This window comes from Pseudomonas sp. EU05-FHT14B02, assembly GCF_058791055.1.
This window is the reverse complement of the sequence record NZ_JBYTDD010000037.1, coordinates 58,520-74,981: the sequence shown is the minus strand read 5'-3', so window position 1 is coordinate 74,981 and position 16,462 is coordinate 58,520. Positions and strand designations below refer to the sequence as shown.

At 59.8% G+C, this 16,462-nt stretch carries 14 protein-coding genes; 7 read left to right on the top strand and 7 right to left on the bottom strand.

Features of this window, described 5'->3' with window-relative positions; translation table 11 throughout:
- The first annotated feature begins 173 nt into the window (after nt 1-173).
- Genes AC3WTM_RS26850 through AC3WTM_RS26840 form a run of 3 tightly spaced genes read left to right on the top strand, consistent with a single transcriptional unit; the run spans nt 174 to nt 3,739 of the window.
- Nucleotides 174-833 (top strand): paraquat-inducible protein A, encoded by a 660-nt coding sequence (locus tag AC3WTM_RS26850; RefSeq protein ID WP_102671748.1) that lies wholly within the window; start codon nt 174-176, stop codon nt 831-833.
- Nucleotides 820-1,443: a paraquat-inducible protein A gene (locus AC3WTM_RS26845; RefSeq protein ID WP_007997011.1), complete on the top strand. Its 624-nt coding sequence runs from the start codon at nt 820-822 to the stop codon at nt 1,441-1,443. The genes AC3WTM_RS26850 and AC3WTM_RS26845 overlap by 14 nt, the downstream gene beginning before the upstream one ends.
- The gene (locus AC3WTM_RS26840) at nt 1,436-3,739 is read left to right on the top strand and encodes a PqiB family protein (protein WP_102671747.1); all 2,304 of its coding nucleotides are present in this window, start codon (nt 1,436-1,438) and stop codon (nt 3,737-3,739) included. The genes AC3WTM_RS26845 and AC3WTM_RS26840 overlap by 8 nt, the downstream gene beginning before the upstream one ends.
- A 141-nt stretch (nt 3,740-3,880) precedes the next feature.
- Here the strand turns inward: AC3WTM_RS26840 and mksF are convergent, their stop codons facing one another.
- The 3 genes from mksF to mksB are packed head-to-tail and all read right to left on the bottom strand — an operon-like array spanning nt 3,881 to nt 8,689.
- The gene (gene mksF, locus AC3WTM_RS26835) at nt 3,881-6,721 is read right to left on the bottom strand and encodes an Mks condensin complex protein MksF (protein ID WP_102671746.1); all 2,841 of its coding nucleotides are present in this window, start codon (nt 6,719-6,721) and stop codon (nt 3,881-3,883) included.
- Nucleotides 6,718-7,419 (bottom strand): Mks condensin complex protein MksE, encoded by a 702-nt coding sequence (mksE, locus tag AC3WTM_RS26830; RefSeq protein WP_102671745.1) that lies wholly within the window; start codon nt 7,417-7,419, stop codon nt 6,718-6,720. Before mksE ends, mksF begins: the two co-directional genes overlap by 4 nt.
- Nucleotides 7,409-8,689, bottom strand: coding sequence for an Mks condensin complex protein MksB (gene mksB / locus AC3WTM_RS26825; protein ID WP_173677953.1), 1,281 nt, complete (start codon nt 8,687-8,689; stop codon nt 7,409-7,411). The genes mksE and mksB overlap by 11 nt, the downstream gene beginning before the upstream one ends.
- A gap of 219 nt (nt 8,690-8,908) precedes the next feature.
- Between mksB and AC3WTM_RS26820 the strand changes: the two genes are divergently transcribed.
- Both AC3WTM_RS26820 and rimI read left to right on the top strand, forming a co-directional pair.
- The gene (locus AC3WTM_RS26820; RefSeq protein WP_102671743.1) at nt 8,909-9,655 is read left to right on the top strand and encodes an energy transducer TonB; all 747 of its coding nucleotides are present in this window, start codon (nt 8,909-8,911) and stop codon (nt 9,653-9,655) included.
- A complete protein-coding gene (gene rimI, locus AC3WTM_RS26815) occupies nt 9,648-10,100 on the top strand; it encodes a ribosomal protein S18-alanine N-acetyltransferase (RefSeq protein WP_007981794.1) in 453 nt (150 codons plus the stop codon). Before AC3WTM_RS26820 ends, rimI begins: the two co-directional genes overlap by 8 nt.
- Nucleotides 10,101-10,132: 32 nt before the next feature.
- Here rimI and AC3WTM_RS26810 read toward each other — a convergent pair whose 3' ends face one another.
- Nucleotides 10,133-10,537, bottom strand: a complete 405-nt coding sequence (locus tag AC3WTM_RS26810) for a serine kinase/phosphatase (protein WP_102671742.1) — start codon at nt 10,535-10,537, stop codon at nt 10,133-10,135.
- A 169-nt stretch (nt 10,538-10,706) separates the two neighbouring features.
- Between AC3WTM_RS26810 and can the strand changes: the two genes are divergently transcribed.
- Entirely contained in the window at nt 10,707-11,351 is a 645-nt protein-coding gene (gene can, locus AC3WTM_RS26805) for a carbonate dehydratase (RefSeq protein ID WP_057713295.1), read from the top strand.
- Between the two features lie 6 nt (nt 11,352-11,357).
- On the opposite strand, the gene AC3WTM_RS26800 is transcribed toward can, so the two are convergent.
- The 3 genes from AC3WTM_RS26800 to AC3WTM_RS26790 form a co-directional block, all read right to left on the bottom strand.
- Nucleotides 11,358-11,882, bottom strand: a complete 525-nt coding sequence (locus tag AC3WTM_RS26800; protein WP_102671741.1) for an SET domain-containing protein — start codon at nt 11,880-11,882, stop codon at nt 11,358-11,360.
- A 145-nt stretch (nt 11,883-12,027) separates the two neighbouring features.
- Nucleotides 12,028-13,200, bottom strand: a complete 1,173-nt coding sequence (locus tag AC3WTM_RS26795) for a hypothetical protein (protein ID WP_102671740.1) — start codon at nt 13,198-13,200, stop codon at nt 12,028-12,030.
- Between the two features lie 236 nt (nt 13,201-13,436).
- Nucleotides 13,437-14,855, bottom strand: coding sequence for a short-chain fatty acid transporter (locus AC3WTM_RS26790; protein ID WP_057713298.1), 1,419 nt, complete (start codon nt 14,853-14,855; stop codon nt 13,437-13,439).
- A 201-nt stretch (nt 14,856-15,056) separates the two neighbouring features.
- Here AC3WTM_RS26790 and AC3WTM_RS26785 point away from each other — a divergent pair, with 201 nt between their 5' ends.
- Nucleotides 15,057-16,367, top strand: coding sequence for an MFS transporter (locus AC3WTM_RS26785; RefSeq protein ID WP_328587071.1), 1,311 nt, complete (start codon nt 15,057-15,059; stop codon nt 16,365-16,367).
- The last annotated feature ends 95 nt before the right edge of the window (nt 16,368-16,462 follow it).

Sequence of the window (16,462 nt, the reverse complement as noted above, 5' to 3'; positions counted from 1 at the left end):
ATGTGAGAGTAGGTCATCGTCAAGATTAAATTCCGAAACCCCTATCTGCGTATGCAGGTAGGGGTTTTGTTTTTGTCGTAGAAAAAAGCACGATCAATCAAGCACAAATTGGCGCAGTTATTTTTGTCCCGCGACACTAGAATAGGTCCAACTTTTTCAGAGTCAGAGCGCTTATGCCGGATTCGGTTGACGCCAAAGAGCTGTCAGAAATACCACTAGAAAATCTGGTTGCCTGCCATGAGTGCGACTTGCTCATGCGTAAACCCGAACTCGCCCATGGCGAAAAAGCCTTGTGCCCGCGCTGTGGCTATGAGCTTTATGCCAATCGGTACAACGTTGTACAGCGCAGTCTCGCTCTGGTCATTTCCGCCTTGTTGTTGTTTATTCCGGCGAACTTTTTACCCATCATGCAGCTCAATCTACTCGGGCAGTCTTCGCAAGACACTGTCTGGAGCGGCGTTGTCGCTCTTTTTGACACGGGTATGCAAAGCGTTTCAGTGATTGTATTCCTGTGCAGCATGGGGATCCCACTGCTCAAGCTGCTGTGCCAACTGACCGTATTGTTGAGTATCCGTTTTGATGTCGGACGCAGCTACGGCTTGCTGCTCTATCGCATTTATCACCATATACGCGAATGGGGGATGCTCGAGGTTTACTTCATGGGCGTACTGGTGGCGATCGTAAAACTGGCAGATATGGCAGCCATCACCGTAGGCTTCGGCCTGGTGTGCTTCATTGGTTTATTGCTGATTCAAGTCTGGCTGGAGGTCGTAATGTCGCCTCACCAGATCTGGCAAGCGTTATCAGGAGAGGATGCCCATGCGGGCGATTGATGCAGGCATTCTGATTTGCAAGGAATGTCATGAATTGAACAGGCAGGAAGCTGATACCGATGAGCAAGTCTGTACGCGCTGTGGGGCGCTGGTGCACGCCCGCAGCCCGAATAGCCTGGTGCGCACCTGGGCATTGCTGATTACCGCCGCCATTCTTTACATACCGGCTAATTTGTTGCCGATCATGACCGTGAACTCCTTGGGCAAAGGTGCGCCGAGCACGATCATGGCAGGTGTGATCGAACTGATGCACTACGGAATGTTCCCCATTGCGGCCGTGGTGTTTATCGCCAGTATCGTGGTGCCCACGTTCAAGCTGGTGGGCATCGCTCTGCTGCTGTTTTCCGTGCAGCGCCGTCAGCCCCTTTCGGCTCGCCAGCGCATCTGGATGTACCGTTTCATTGAATTCATCGGCCGCTGGTCGATGCTCGATATCTTTGTGATTGCCATCCTCGTGGCTGTCGTGAATTTTGGGCGGCTTGCCAGCATCGAAGCCAATCTTGGCGCCATCGCTTTCGCCACGGTGGTGATTCTGACGATGCTTGCCGCGGTAACTTTTGATCCCCGACTGATTTGGGATAATACGGAGTCGGACGACGACCATGACTGATTTGCCTGTAGCGAAAACCCGACCGGCTTCGAACTGGTCTGCCATTTGGGTGTTGCCCCTGATCGCCTTGATTATCGGCGGCTGGCTCGGCTGGCGTGCCTATAACGAGACCGGTATCGAGATTCAGGTGCGTTTTGAGAGCGGCGAGGGCATTCAGGCCAACAAGACCGAAGTTGTCTATAAAGGCATGTCGGTCGGCAAGGTCAAAAGCCTCAAGCTCGATGACGAAGGCAGTTCCAAAGGCGTGATCGCCAGCATCGAAATGAACAAGGACGTAGAGCCATACCTGCGAACCAGCACGCGTTTCTGGCTGGTCAAGCCGAGCGTAACGCTGGCAGGGATTACCGGTCTCGAGACGCTGGTTTCCGGTAACTATGTCGCCATCAGCCCAGGGGAAGGCGAGCCGGTCCGCAAGTTCAAGGCCCTGGCCCAGGAACCGCCGCTCTCCGATGCCCAGCCCGGTCTGCACTTGACTATCAAGGCCGACCGCCTGGGCTCGCTGAACCGTGGCAGTCCGGTGTTTTACAAACAGATCAAAGTAGGCCAGATCAAAAGCTATGTATTGTCCGAGGACCAGAACACTGTCGAGCTCAAGGTCTTCATTGAACCGACTTACGCCAAACTGGTGCGCAAACACACACGTTTCTGGAATGCCAGCGGCATCAGCATCGACGCCAATCTGTCGGGTGTGAAGGTCCGCAGTGAGTCCCTGGCCAGCATCGTCGCCGGTGGCATCGCGTTCGCCACACCGGAAAACCGCAAGGACAGTCCGCCTACCGATCCGAGCCTGCCGTTCAGACTCTATGAAGACTTTGACGCCGCTGCCGCCGGTATCCGGGTGAAGGTCAAGCTCAGTGATTTCGACGGCTTGCAGGCCGGTCGCACACCAGTGATGTACAAGGGTATTCAGGTGGGCAGCCTGAAAACGCTGAAGGTCGATGCGGATCTGTCTGGCGCAACCGCCGAGTTGACGATGGACCCATTGGCCGAGGATTACCTGGTCGAAGGAACCCAGTTCTGGGTGGTCAAACCGTCGATTTCTCTGGCGGGGATTACCGGTCTCGAGGCGTTGGTCAAAGGTAACTATATCGCTGTGCGGCCTGGTGACAAGGGTTCGGCGCCACAGCGGGAGTTTGTAGCCCGGGCCAAGGCACCGCCGCTGGATCTGCGTGCACCGGGCCTGCACCTTGTTTTGTTCACGGAAAGCCTCGGTTCGCTGGAAGTCGGCAGCCCGGTTCTCTACAAACAGGTCAAAGTCGGCTCCGTACAGAGCTATCAGTTCTCTCGCAAAAAGAAACAACTGATCATTGGCGTGCACATCGAGAAGGAATATGAAGGCCTGGTCAACGGCTCGACGCGCTTCTGGAACGCCAGTGGCATCACCCTCACGGGCGGACTGACCGGCGGGGTCCAGGTTAAAAGCGAGTCATTGCAGAGCTTGATGGCCGGCGGCATTGCCTTCGAGACCCCGCAGGACAACGCCCCGTTGCAGAAGCGTATTCCACGTTTCCGTCTGTTTGCGAACCATGAAGACGCTACGCAGAAGGGCGAAGTCATCACACTCAAGCTTGATCGCGCTGATGGCCTGCGCACCGGCACTCCGATTCGTTTCAAGGGGCTGGATGTCGGCAAGGTGGAGGATGTTGATCTCAGCGAGGACCTGCAATCGGTGCTGTTGACCGCGCGGATTACCGAAGTGCCAGAGCGCATAGCCCGGGTCGGCAGTCAGTTCTGGGTGGTCAAGCCTGAACTGGGTCTGATCAAGACGTCCAACCTCGAAACCCTGGTGACCGGGCAATACATCGAGGTGCAACCGGCGCCGAAGAACCTGGGACCGCAGAAGAGCTTTGTCGTTTTGGCCGCCGCGCCCGAAACTGCCAAGCAGGAAGCGGGATTGAGTCTGGTGCTGAGCGCGGCCCGTCGTGGTTCGCTGAAGGCCGGCGTGCCGGTGACGTATCGCGAAATCACTGTGGGCAAGGTGACCGGTTATGAACTGGGCCAGACCGCTGATCGCGTCCTGATCCACATCCTGATCGAGCCGAAGTACGCGCCATTGGTACGCAGCGGTACACGATTCTGGAACACCAGCGGTTTCGATTTTGATGTTGGCTTGTTCAAAGGTGCAACGGTGCGTACTGAATCACTGGAGACGATGATTCAGGGCGGTGTCGCCTTTGCTACGCCGGATGGCGAGCGCATGGGTAGCCCGGCGCGACCGGAGCAGACGTTCGCGCTGTTCGACAAGTTCGAAGAGGAGTGGCTGGGCTGGGCGCCGAAGATCTCCCTCGGTAAGTAGTTTTCTGGCATCTGTGATGGCCTCTTCGCGGGCTTGCCCGCGAAGAGGCCCTGAAGTTCACTTGCAAAGCTAAATGACACACCTATGAAAAAGGCCGCGATCCATTGGACCGCGGCCTTTTTATTGCCTTCGATTCAAGCCTCAGACCGCATCCAGTTCCGGTACATCCGCTTGTTCGTTGATCGTCGCCCTTACCTGATCGTGACGACGGATGTACTTCCAGTCCGCCTCATCGATGTAGATGCCGGCCGGGCCGCTACCGCCTTCCAGGTCGATGGCGACACTGGCGCAGACTTGTGGCTTCACGCTCGCCAGGATCGGCACGAAGCCCAGTTGCAGACTGGTTTCCAGCAATGCGGCCTGGTTCTTCTCGTCGATGTCCGCCGCCTCGTCGAGGTAGTACGGCAGGCGCACGCGACCTGCCTGGTCACGGTCCATCAAGTGCAACAACAAGTACATGTTGGTCAGCGCCTTGATGGTCATGGTGGTGCCGTTGGATGCGGCACCGTCAATGTCGGTGTGGATCACCGGTTGGCCGTTGACCTTGGTGATTTCGAACGCCAGTTCGAACAAGTCCTTGAGGCCGAGTTGGTTGTGGTTGGCCGCCACCAGCCGCGCCAGGTATTCCTTGGCCTCTTCGTTCTTGTTGTCCTGCTCGGCACTTTGGCTGAGGTCGAAGACCGACAGGGTTTCGCCTTCTTCGTACTGACCGGCGCTGTGAATGATCTGGTCGATGTGCTTGAGCGCTTCCTTGTTCGGTGCGAGCACGATGCGGAAGCTTTGCAGGTTGGAGACCTGGCGTTTGTTGATCTCGCGGTTGAACAGTGCCAGTTGGTGTTCGAGGCTGTCATAGTCGCTGCGGATGTTGCGCAGGGTCCGTGCGATGTCCGTCACGGCGGCACGGCGAGCCTTGCCCAGGGTCAGGGCTTCGTCGGTACGGTGCGCATAGGCGTTGATCAGCAGTTGCAGGCGACGCTCCATATCGTCTTCGCTGTCGAACTTGGCTACGCCCTTGAGGCGTACCTGAGCGTACAGCGCTTCGATCTGGCCGTCGGCCCGCAGCAGACCTTGCCAGCTGTCCTGATAGTCGTTGAGCAGTGGCAGCAGGTTGTCCATGGAATCGTCGATCGGGTCCATGAACGGAGTGCCGAACGGCAGGTCCGCCGGTAACAACTGGCGACGGCGCAGGGCGTCGTCGAGGGTGCGTTGCTTGGCTTCCATGTCGCCGATCTGGCGGCCGACCAGTTGCAGCTTGGCCGACAGTTGCTGGACGCGCTCGGTAAAGGCATCGCTGGAACGCTTCAATTCGTCCTGTGCGGCTTCCATCTGTGCCATCTGTTCCAGCTTGTCGCCTTCCTCGGCGCTCAAGGTTTGCGCGCGACGGAAATCTTCCAGGGCTTTCTGCGCATCCAGCACTTGCTGGTACAGCACTTCAGTCTGGGTCTTGCTTGCGGCGCGGTCGGCCGCCACGGCCTGCTGGGTCTTCAGTTGCTTGAGTTCTTTGTCCAGGCGCTCCTTCTGGTCGCGCAGGGCTGCGCGGTCAGCCAGGGCCTGCAGCGCCGGTGGTTCGATGTGCGAGATGTCGATGGACAGGCCCGGCACTTCGAAGCGTTCGCCTTTGAAGCCGTCGAGGATCAGCTCCACGGATTTGACCCACTCGCCGTCGTCGTCGAGGGTGATGCCGTGTTCACCCAGCGGCAGGCTGAACAGTGCGCTGTTGAACAGGCGCATCAGGCGTTCGACGTCTTGCTGCGAAAATTCTTCGCGCAGACGGGCGTAGCTGTTGTTATCGGCGTGATCGAGTTGCTGCTTGACCGACTTCAGGCGTTTTTCCAGGTCGCGCAGGCGCTCGTCCAGGTCTTCGGCGCTGAACTGGCGCGATTGTGCCAGCGCACCGGCCAGTTCGTCGTGGGCGTCCTTCGCGGCCAGCAGTTGCTGTTCCAACACCTTGACGTCATCGACCAGGGCAAAGCGATGCTTGAGTACGGATAATTCGCCGAGCCAGCGCTGGATGCCGGTGATTTCCCGCTCCAGGCGCATCAGTTCCTGAGTACCGCCGCGCTGGTCGTTTTGCAGGGCATCCTGCTCATTGCGGTAGTGTTCGGCCTGAATGGTCAGCTCTTCCTTGCGCGCACTGGCGTAGTCCGACCAGGTGCCGAGCAAGGAGTCGAGCAGCGGTGAGATCCGGTGCAGTTTGCCGCGCAGGATGTCGCGTTGCTTCACACCGTTGGCCAGGGCTTCGACCAAGGGGCCGGCGGCGACCAGCGAGTTGTAGTCCTGCTCCATGCGTCGTACATCGCGGAACGCTTCTTCACACGCGGCAATGTAATCGACGCTGCCGGAACGCAGGCTGTGTTCGAAGGCGTCGAGGAACAGTTGCTTGAGCTTGGCCGCGGTGATTTCGCGCATGTGCAGCAGGTTGATGAACAGCGCGCGGAAGGTCTTCAGGCTTTGCTCACTGGTCGAGCGCAGCGGGATCAGCGTCAGGTCCAGCGGGATCGAGGTGTGGCCACCGACCAGCAAGCGGCGCAGTTCATCCGGCTTGAGTTCGTAGGCCTTCAGGCCTTCGCGTTCAAGGTTGGTGAACAGTTCTTTCTGGCGCAGACAGGTGTCGTTCTTCTGGTAGTGGGCCAGGTCCAGTTTGCCGGCGTAGGCAAAGAACTGGTGACCGAAACCGCCACCCGGGCCGCGACCGACCACACCGATCACGTGGGGGCCGTGGGGCAGGTTCACTTCGACCAGGATGTAGCTGGTGTCCGAGGCGAAGTAGAAGCGCCGGGATTGTTCCAGGCTGTACTTGCCGAAGCTCATGTCCGACATGCGCGCCAGGATCGGGAACTGCAGGGCGTTGATCGAGGCGGACTTACCGAGGTTGTTTGCGCCGTACACGGACAGCGGCTCTTCCAGCGGGAACAGGCCAAGGCTGTAGCCGGCGGTATTCAAAAGGGCAAAGCGGCGGATGCCGTAACGTTCCTTGCTCATGCGTCGAGCTCCTGTTCTTCGGCAATGGCGCGGGCCAGGGCGTCTTCTTCGCTTTCATCTGCAAACTCTGCCAAGTCGAGCGGGTCGTCGGTCTGCAGCAGTTTTTCGTCGCTGTCTTCGTCAATCAGCAATGGCACCGGCAACGGCAGGACACTGTGCAGGCTGGCGGCCAGGTCGCGGTCCTGCTGCACCGACAGGCACACATCGAGGAAACGGTGCATCGGCGGCAGGAAACGGTAGATGCCGTTTTCTTCACTGGCGAAACCGAGCTGGGTCATGCGGCGCATGATCTTTTCTTCCAGTTCGTCCTGGGTCTGCACTTCGGCCTGGATGAACAGGTCGCGGTATTTCTCCAGCAGCGACGGCAACTCATCACGCCCCAGGCTGCCGCCGTCGAGTACGGCGATCGGGTCGCGGCCCTGATCGGCCAGATGTTCGACGAGGATAAAGGTGAACAGCGCCAGACGCTGGGCGGTCTTGTTCACCGCCGCCGCCGCGAGGTCCGGCACGAAGTAGTAGAAGCCACGGGTGTCGCAGACCAGTTCAAAGCCCAGGGCCTTGAACAGCGTGCGGTACTGGTCCTGGAAGTTCGACAACTGCGCGTACAGCTCCGGATCGCGGCGGCTGACGTGATAACCCTTGAACAGCTCGCGAAAGATCGGCGCCAGCTGGGACAGTTCGGATAAATCAAGATGCATAGGGAGTGCTCGCAGAATCCTCGGCGGCGGTGTCGCTGACCGAGAGCAGGGCGAAGGAGCGCAGGCTGACCTGGTGCTCGTGAGTATGGTATTCGCGACGTTCCAGACGCTCGCGCTTGAAGCGTTTTTCCCGCGACAGGCGCGAGAACCAGTACAACAATTCGTCGGTGGCGCCGTCCGGCTCCTGCTCCAGCAGCCAGGTCATCAGGTCCGGCATCGGCAAGGCGTCTTCGCAGCGCTCGAGCATTTCCCGGACCGTGCGCGGCGCCCGTGGTGCATCGCCGCCCTTGTGGGTCTTGTGCGCCTTGGGGAAACGTGCCGGTTTCGGTTCGAAACGCGCCAGGGCATAAACGTAGGCTTCGACCTGGCTGGCGCTGCCGAGGAAAGTGCTCTGCGGGCGGGTGAACATCGGCATCGCCGCTTGTGGCACCGCGTCGATGCCTTTGCGGCGGATCATCGACAGGGCCAATGCGGCGCCACGGGTCACGGCGTTGTGCCGGCGCGCTTCTTCGCGCAGCGGCAGCAGCAGTTCGCGGGCGTGACGCAAGGTCAACTGGGCGCTGGTCTGCATTTCGAGGATGCGCGCGTGGGTGCGCAGCAACATGTCGTCGTCGACCAGGTGGCCGAGGCGCTGCTGTTCGCTGAGCATCTTCAGCAGGACGGTTTCGACCTTGCGCACGCCTTGTTCGAAGGCGCCGTCGGCATTCACCAGATCAATCATCGGCTCGACGTATTCATCCCAGGTCGCTAGCACTTCGGCGTAACGCTGGCGCAACGGAATCTGCCGGTCGCTGGTTTTCGCCCGTTCGGCGACGGCCACCAGTGCCTGTTCGTCGTTATCGAGTTTTTTCAGCACGTCACGCACTCGCATGTCGAGCAGGCGCAATTGGCGGGCGAGGTCATTGCCGTCGCGGATATCGAATGCGTCCTGGATATAACCGGCCAGACGCTCGAGATGGCGCAGGTAGGCTTCGATCTCCAGGCACAGTCCCAGACGGTGTTCACGACGCAGATAGGCGAGGAAGTCGTGAATCTGCGCATTGAGCTCGAAACGGTTCGGGCTTTTGGCCACGGGAACCAGGATGTCGAGGCGAATCCACACATCCAGCAGGCTGGTGATGTCCTGCGGCGTACTGTCGAGTTGCTGGGCGGCCAGTTGCGTGCGCAGTTCGTTCAGGCTCAGTGTGCCTTGGTCGAAGTGCTCGCACAGTGGCTCCAGAAGTGCCCAGTGTTCAGCGAGGGCGCGCAAGACGCGCTTGGGTTCGATCATCGGAATGGCCGGCTGGTTGGCGATTAAAAGCCGCGATTGTACTGCATCGGGGGCAATGCGATTCACTCTCGGGACGGGCTGTCGCCTTCTTTTCGGTAAAGTGCATCGATCAACTGCGGGCGATCTTGAGCGAACGGCGGTAGAATCAGCGCACTTTAGTTATCCACAAGTGGCCGACCTTTGCTTATCGAGTCCCGTCGTCGCGCTTATCTGGCCGCCATGCAGGTGGTCAACTGGCTGCCGCGCACCGAATTGCCCTTTGCCGCACCGTCGCGGCCCGAGCTGCTGGAGATTCCCGAGCCGGTTGTGGTCGCGCCTGTCGTGCCCGCTGTTGTGGCCGATACGCCCGTGGCGCCTGTGGCCAAGCCGGCCGAGCGGGCGAAGATCGAGGTACCTCGGCCATCGCTGGCCAGCACCCGCTCCGGCGCCAAACCAGTGGAAGAGGCCGAAGAGACGCCAGCCGTGGTCAAGGCACCCATCGTGCCGCCCCCGCGTTTCGCCCTGCAATTATTGCGGGCCGGGCGTTGCCTGCTGCTGGTGGAGTTACCCACAGGTGAATCCTTCCAGACTCGCGATCCTGCCTACCTGCTGCTCAAGGACATGCTGCGCGCCGCCGGTCTGCCGGACAGCCCGCAGATCGTCGGTGAGCCGGTGCGTTGGCCGTTGTTGGTGCGTGGCACGATGGATCAGGGTCCGGAAGCGGCCCGCGACTTCGTGCAAGGTTTTCTCTCGGTGCGCATGGAAGAAACGCCCTGCGCCTGCTTGTGGCTGATCGGCTTGCCTGCGGTGCGATTTGCCGGCGAAGCGGATGCCGAGGCGTTCAATTGTGAATTGCAGATCGAAGGCCTGGGCTCGGCCTGGGCGGTACCGGGCCTGGAATTATTAATGGATGAGCCACGGCGTAAGGCTGATGTCTGGCAAGCCATGCGTCGGCTGATGGCGCGCTGGAAAGAATCGAATGAGTGACGCTGTATCGTTTCGCCCGATGACCGAGGCGGACTTGGAAGCTGTACTGAAGATCGAATATGCGGCCTATAGCCATCCCTGGACCCGCGGGATTTTCCTCGATGGCCTGGGCAAGTATCAGATCTGGTTGATGTTCGAAGGTCAGCAACAGGTCGGCCACGGTGTGGTGCAGATCATCCTCGACGAGGCGCACCTGCTCAACATTACGGTCAAGCCGGAAAACCAAGGGCGTGGCCTGGGGCTGACATTGCTTGAGCATTTGATGTCGATCGCCTACAAGGCAGACGCCCGGGAGTGTTTCCTGGAAGTGCGCGACAGCAATACCGCTGCGTTCAAACTGTATGAACGATATGGTTTCAACGAGATCGGCCGGCGTCGGGATTACTACCCGGCGGTGGGCGGACGCGAAGATGCGGTGGTCATGGCCTGCACTTTGGTGGATTGAGCTTAAAAGCTTCGCGAGCAGGCACTAAAAAATTATCGCTTGCCGTCCATCGGATCGCACCGAGCCAGTTCAGCCTCATCCAGGCCATTGCCACCACCAATGTCGTCCTCATCGACGATGCTCAGGTCCCAATCCGCACGGCTATCATTGCCCGCCTCATGGGCATCCCGGGCGCCGTCCTCGCGGATCAGGGTTTCCGGACTCAGATCGTCATCGGTAGGTTGATGGTCACCGGTCGAGGCAGCGGTCAGGCCCGCTTCACGTCCGCGCTGGCGAGGCAGCAGTTGCTCGTGCTCCTTTTCCGGCAGTTCGTCACCGATTCTGGTGCTGGGTTCTTCGGCGTCGAAATCCAGCTCACGCACCGAGCCCATGCGGTCTTCGTTGTCATCGACGGGTTCCGGTTGCACCGCATCGTACGGACGTCGTGAATCATTCATGGCAATTCCTCATACTGTAGGCCCTACTACGGTTGACCTCCGTGGGTACCGAGAATTCCACCGGCATGGAGCCCCGTGTTCCGGATCGGGAAAGCATCTGCATTTTCGCGCGTGACCCCGACGGACGGTTGTCAGTCAAAGCTGCGCATCATTCTTGAGGCTTCAAAGCATGAACGAATTACAAGATCTGATTGATAACAACGAGCGTTGGGCCGCTGCGATCAAGGAGGAAGATCCTGACTTCTTCGCCAAGCTGGCTCGCCAACAGACCCCTGAGTTCCTGTGGATCGGTTGTTCCGACGCCCGGGTGCCGGCCAACGAGATCGTCGGCATGCTGCCGGGCGATCTGTTCGTACACCGTAATGTGGCCAACGTCGTGCTGCACACCGACCTCAACTGCCTGTCGGTGATTCAGTACGCGGTCGATGTGCTCAAGGTCAAACACATCCTTGTCACTGGCCATTATGGCTGCGGCGGTGTACGCGCTTCGATGCAGGATCGCCAGTTCGGCCTGATCGACGGCTGGCTGCGTTCGATTCGCGATCTCTACTACGAGAAGCGCGAAGAGCTGGCCAAACTGGCCACCGAAGAGGAACAGGTCGACCGCCTCTGCGAACTCAACGTGATTCAGCAAGTGGCCAACGTCGCCCATACCAGCATTGTGCAAAATGCCTGGCACCGCGGGCAGAGCCTGTCGGTCCACGGTTGCATCTACGGCATCAAGGATGGTCGCTGGAAAAGCCTGAACACCACCATCAGCGGCTTCGAGCAACTGCCGCCGCAGTACCGCCTGCGTCCGGTCGACCCTCAGTAATACCCGTCAATAATGACGTTGCCGACGCCAGCGTTGCAGAAACGCCTGGCCGTCGGCGTTTGGCGACTCGTCGTAGCCGGTAATCCAGCCACGGCACTCGTATGAGCCGCACTGGCAGGCAAATTGGCGTTGCAGTTTGTCCTCTGTGGTGGCGAAGTCCATGGTCAACCGGTCCCCCTTGCTGATGTCCTTCAGCGCCCATAACCACAACTCGCTCAAGTCCAGAAAGACATTGGGGTCGCAGGAGTGCCGCAACAGTCCACAGAAGCGCGGGTCGTAGACGTGTACACCCGGGGCGAGCTGGCGGGTATGCCGGCAGCGGTAGGGCAGCAAACGCCCCGACGCCCGGCAGATACGGGTGATTCGCGGGAATTCGCGCCGTGCGGCAATACCCGTGGCTTCGCCCTTGGCGTTTTCAATGATTTCGAAGTCGGCCAAGGAAGGAAATCCCAGGCGAACGGGCAGCTCCGAAAAGGGGTAAACGCCTTGCGGCGGTTGTGGGCGTTTTCGTTGAGGGGCGTGAGTTTTCATAGCAATCCCTGTCTGCTGGGTGCTGCGACTTCCTTGCACCGACGGTCCTGTCAGCACAGCAGCACATGGGTTCAGCCCAAGCCTCTCGCAGATACCACGGGCGGTCTACTGTAATAAGTGACAGATTTTTTCGCCGTTCATCAGGTTACAACGGCGGAGCAGGTTTCGCCGTGGCTGGTGCCGGGGCCTTGAGCTGCTTGAGCTGGGACACGATCGAAGCTGTCGCGCATTTGCCCACAGCCTGTTGGGGCGACAGGTTGCGGATCGAGGTGTAGAACAGCTCGCAGGTTTTTTCTTTCTGGGCCACTTGCCAGGTTTGCCTGCAGGTATTGAGCTCAACGTCCGGATTGCTGTCCGGTTGGCGACCCATGGCGGCCTGCCAGCACGCAGCACTCAAATCCTGACCCATGACTTTCAGCCCTGCCGCATCGGCTTTGGCCTGGGCGTCACTGCCGGTGTAGCTTGCCGGATCGGCGGCGTACCAAATGTAGCTCGGATGGTTGGAGCCCAGCACGGGGACTTTCACGCCGTTGTCCGGGGTGATCTGGACCAGGCCCAACACGTTCACCGTCTGCCCGTATTGCTCCTTGATCCAGTTACGTACCGGCGTGCCGAAGGCGACCATCGGCAGGGCTGCGCCGCTGGCGTTCAGGCTGACTTCCTTGACCATGGTGGTCTGGTAATCCTTGAAGTAGCCGTAGACACCTTCGAGGTCTTTGCCCGCGTTGGACGGTGCGGCAATCGGGGCGATGTCGATGATTGTCTGGTAGCCCGGCGTCTGCCCGGCCGGGATGCCGTTGGCTGTCAGCAGCGTGGCCCAGCGATCCGTAGTGGCGGACCTCAGATAATCCTGGGCCTGGGTCAGTGAATAGTCTGGCGGGAAGTGCAGCAGTTCGACGCTTTTGCGGTTTTCCAGGGCCATGCCCAACGGCAGGAACAGGTACCAGCTATACGCCCACTTGCCATCGGCATTCAGTTTGCTGGCGCCGTTGTAGGCCAGGTCACCGGCGTCGAGCAGCGCGGCCAGGGGCTTTTCATAGCCGTTGGGTACGCCGCTGATTTCGGCATAAAGCTGATTGTTATCGGTCTTGATCAGAACCTTCGCCCCTGTGTAGCCATCACGCTGCACGCTTTGGGTCAGGTAATGCTCGACGGTCTGTTCAAGTGTCCAGTTGCGAAAGCAGATCACGTTGCAGTTGTTGGGATAGGCAAAGAGACGGGTAACGCGTTCGGTACTGCCCAGTTTCAGGGCAACATCGGCGTGGGCAGCGGCACTCAGGGTGACGGCTGCGAGAGTCAGTCCTGCAAGTTTTAGCATGCTCAGATCCTTTTCAGCGTGGTTTCCCGTTGGCGTGGGTGCTACATACTGAAACCGCAGGCGGCGGTTGGTCTAGAGGGGGAGGCAAAAAGCTGTCAGGCAACGTGCATTCAAACCGCTGTGGGAGCGTTTTTGTTCGCGATGGTGTCGGCACATTCAGTATCAATATGTCAGTGACATTGCCATCGCGAGCAAGCTCGCTCCCACAGGGTTCTATGTCATCACCACCATTTGGGTCACGGCATCACCGGCGGCGTATACGTCAGCGTCGTGCCCAGTGCCCACAGCAAAAACAGCACCAGCGGTGTGTGCACCAGCAACTGCACGAACGAGAAACCGATCAGGTCCCGCGCCTTCAACCCCAGTACGCCCAGCAGCGGCAGCATGTAGAACGGGTTGATCAGGTTCGGCAAAGCTTCGGCAGCGTTGTAGATCTGTACGGCCCAGCCCAGGTGATAGTTCAGGTCATTGGCCACCTGCATCACGTACGGCGCTTCGATGATCCACTTGCCGCCGCCGGACGGAATGAAGAAGCCGAGGATCGCCGAGTACACACCCATCAGCAGGGCATAGGTGTCGTGGGAGGCAATGCTGACGAAAAAGGTCGAGATGTGGTGCGCCAGGGTCTGCGCATCGGCACCCTTGACCGTCGTCATCAGTGCGGCGATCGAGCCGTACAGCGGGAACTGGATCAACACGCCGGTGGTGGTCGGTACCGCACGGGATACGGCATCCAGAAAGCTGCGCGGACGCCAGTGAAGCAGCGCACCCAGCATGATGAACAGGAAGTTGTAGGTGTTCAGCCCGGAAATCGCGCTGATGGCCGGTTTGGTCGAGAACTCATGGAACAGCCACCCGGCTGCCAGCAGCACCAGCAGAATCGTCAGTAGCGGGCTGTGTTCCAGCCATTCGCCGGGGCGGGTGCGTGGTTGCAGCGGTGGCAGGTTGAAGCTTGGGTCGATACCGCAGGCGTTGGCGTCTCGTGCGGAGTTCGGGCCGGGGGCGGTGGCGTAGGCAACGATCAGTGAAACGATGATCAGAGCCAGCAACATCACACCGGACTGCCAAAGAAAGATCGTCTGGGTGAAAGGGATCACCCCGGTGATCGACAGGATCGACGGCGGCAGGCTGGCCGGGTTGGCCTGCAATTGCGCAGCGGACGATGACAGGCCCAGGGCCCAAACCGCGCCGAGACCCAGGTAGACAGCGGCACCGGCGGCGCGGTAGTCCATCTTCAGATCGGTTCTGCGGGCCAGAGCGCGCACCAGCAAACCACCGAACACCAGCGACAGACCCCAGTTCAGCAGCGACGCAACCATGGAAATCAGCGCCACCCAGGCTACGGCGGAGCGGCCGTTTTTCGGGATTTTCGCCAGACGGTCGATCAGCTTCACCGCCGGTGGCGAACTGGCGACCACGTAACCACCGATTACCACGAACGCCATCTGCATGGTGAACGGGATCAGGCTCCAGAAGCCGTCACCGAACGCCACTGCGGCATCGGTGGGCTTGGCACCCATCGCCATGGTGGCCAGGGCCACGATAATCACCGCCAGGGCAGCAAACACCCAGGAGTCGGGAAACCAGCGTTCGGCAAAACTTGAACAGCGCAGGGCAAAGCGGGCGGAGCGGCTATCTTCGATATCAGCGGCCACAGGGTTACCTCGGATTTATTATGTTTGTAGTGGTCTTCGGGGCAGTAACCGCCCGTCTGAACAGGCGCCAACATTAATTCAAGCCGAGGATTTTTGCGGGGCTGTTTCGTGGCTATGGGACTTTGGTCTAACGGGTTGTCCGCCGGTGCATTTGCGTAGACCATGGGCGCCTTGGTTTTTGCCTGTGCCAGAGTTCCTTTCATGACTAACACCGATTCGCGCCCGACGCCGTTCAGCCGCTCGGACTACAAGACCCTGGGGCTCGCCGCTCTCGGCGGGGCGCTGGAAATCTACGACTTCATCATCTTCGTGTTTTTCGCCCTGACCCTCAGCCAGTTGTTCTTCCCGCCGGAAATGCCCGAGTGGCTTCGATTGCTGCAAAGCTTCGGGATCTTCGTCACCGGTTACCTGGCGCGACCGCTGGGGGGCATCCTGATGGCGCACTTCGCCGACCGTCTGGGGCGAAAGAAAGTCTTCAGCCTGAGCATCCTGATGATGGCGTTGCCCTGTCTGCTGATCGGGATCATGCCGACCTACGCGCAAATCGGCTATTTCGCACCCTTGCTGCTGTTGGCCCTGCGCATCCTCCAAGGCGCGGCGGTGGGTGGTGAGGTACCCAGTGCCTGGGTATTCGTCGCCGAGCACGCACCCATCGCCCATCGCGGCTATGCCCTGGGTTTCCTGCAAGCGGGGCTGACCTTCGGTTACCTGATCGGTGCTTTGACCGCGACCTTCCTGGCGCAGGCGTTCACTGCGGCGGAAATCCTCGATTACGCCTGGCGTTATCCCTTCCTCTTAGGCGGCGTGTTTGGGGTGATTGGCGTGTGGCTGCGTCGCTGGCTCAGCGAAACCCCAGTGTTCACGGCCATGCAGGCGCAGCGCGAGGCGGCCGGTGAGCTGCCTCTGCGTACGGTCTTGCGCGAGCATCGCCTGGCCATTTTGCCGGCGATGATTCTCACTTGTGTGCTGACCTCGGCCGTGGTGGTGTTCGTGGTCATCACCCCGACCATGATGCAGAAAACCTTTGGCATGACCGCCAGCCGTACCTTCGCCTTGAGCGCGCTGGGCATCGTGTTCCTGAACATCGGCTGCGTGCTCGCCGGGTTGCTGGTCGACCGCATCGGCGCCTGGCGCACAGTGATGCTCTATAGCCTGCTCCTGCCGCTGGGCATCGGCGTGCTGTATGCCTGCCTGATCATGGGCGGCGACTGGATCGGCTTGGCCTACGCGGTGGCCGGGCTGTCCTGCGGGGTAGTTGGCGCGGTGCCATCGGTGATGGTCAGCCTGTTCCCGGCGCGGATTCGCGTTTCGGGGATCTCGTTCACCTACAACATTGCCTATGCCGCATGGGCGAGTGTCACACCGCTGTTGTTGATCGGTCTGATGCCGTGGAGTCCATGGATCTGCGTGATGTTCAGTGCGGTGATGGGCGCGGTGGGCATGGGCAGTGCGGCGTACTTCGGTGCGCGGATGCCGAGAATCGCAGGCTGTCCTGCGGCTGGCGCGCATTGATCGGGCATGTCGTAACTATTTTTTGTAGGACAAGCCTGGAGCACGCTTAAGAAAATGTTTCCAAGGCCGATGGTTAGGCTGCATATCGCTTTCTA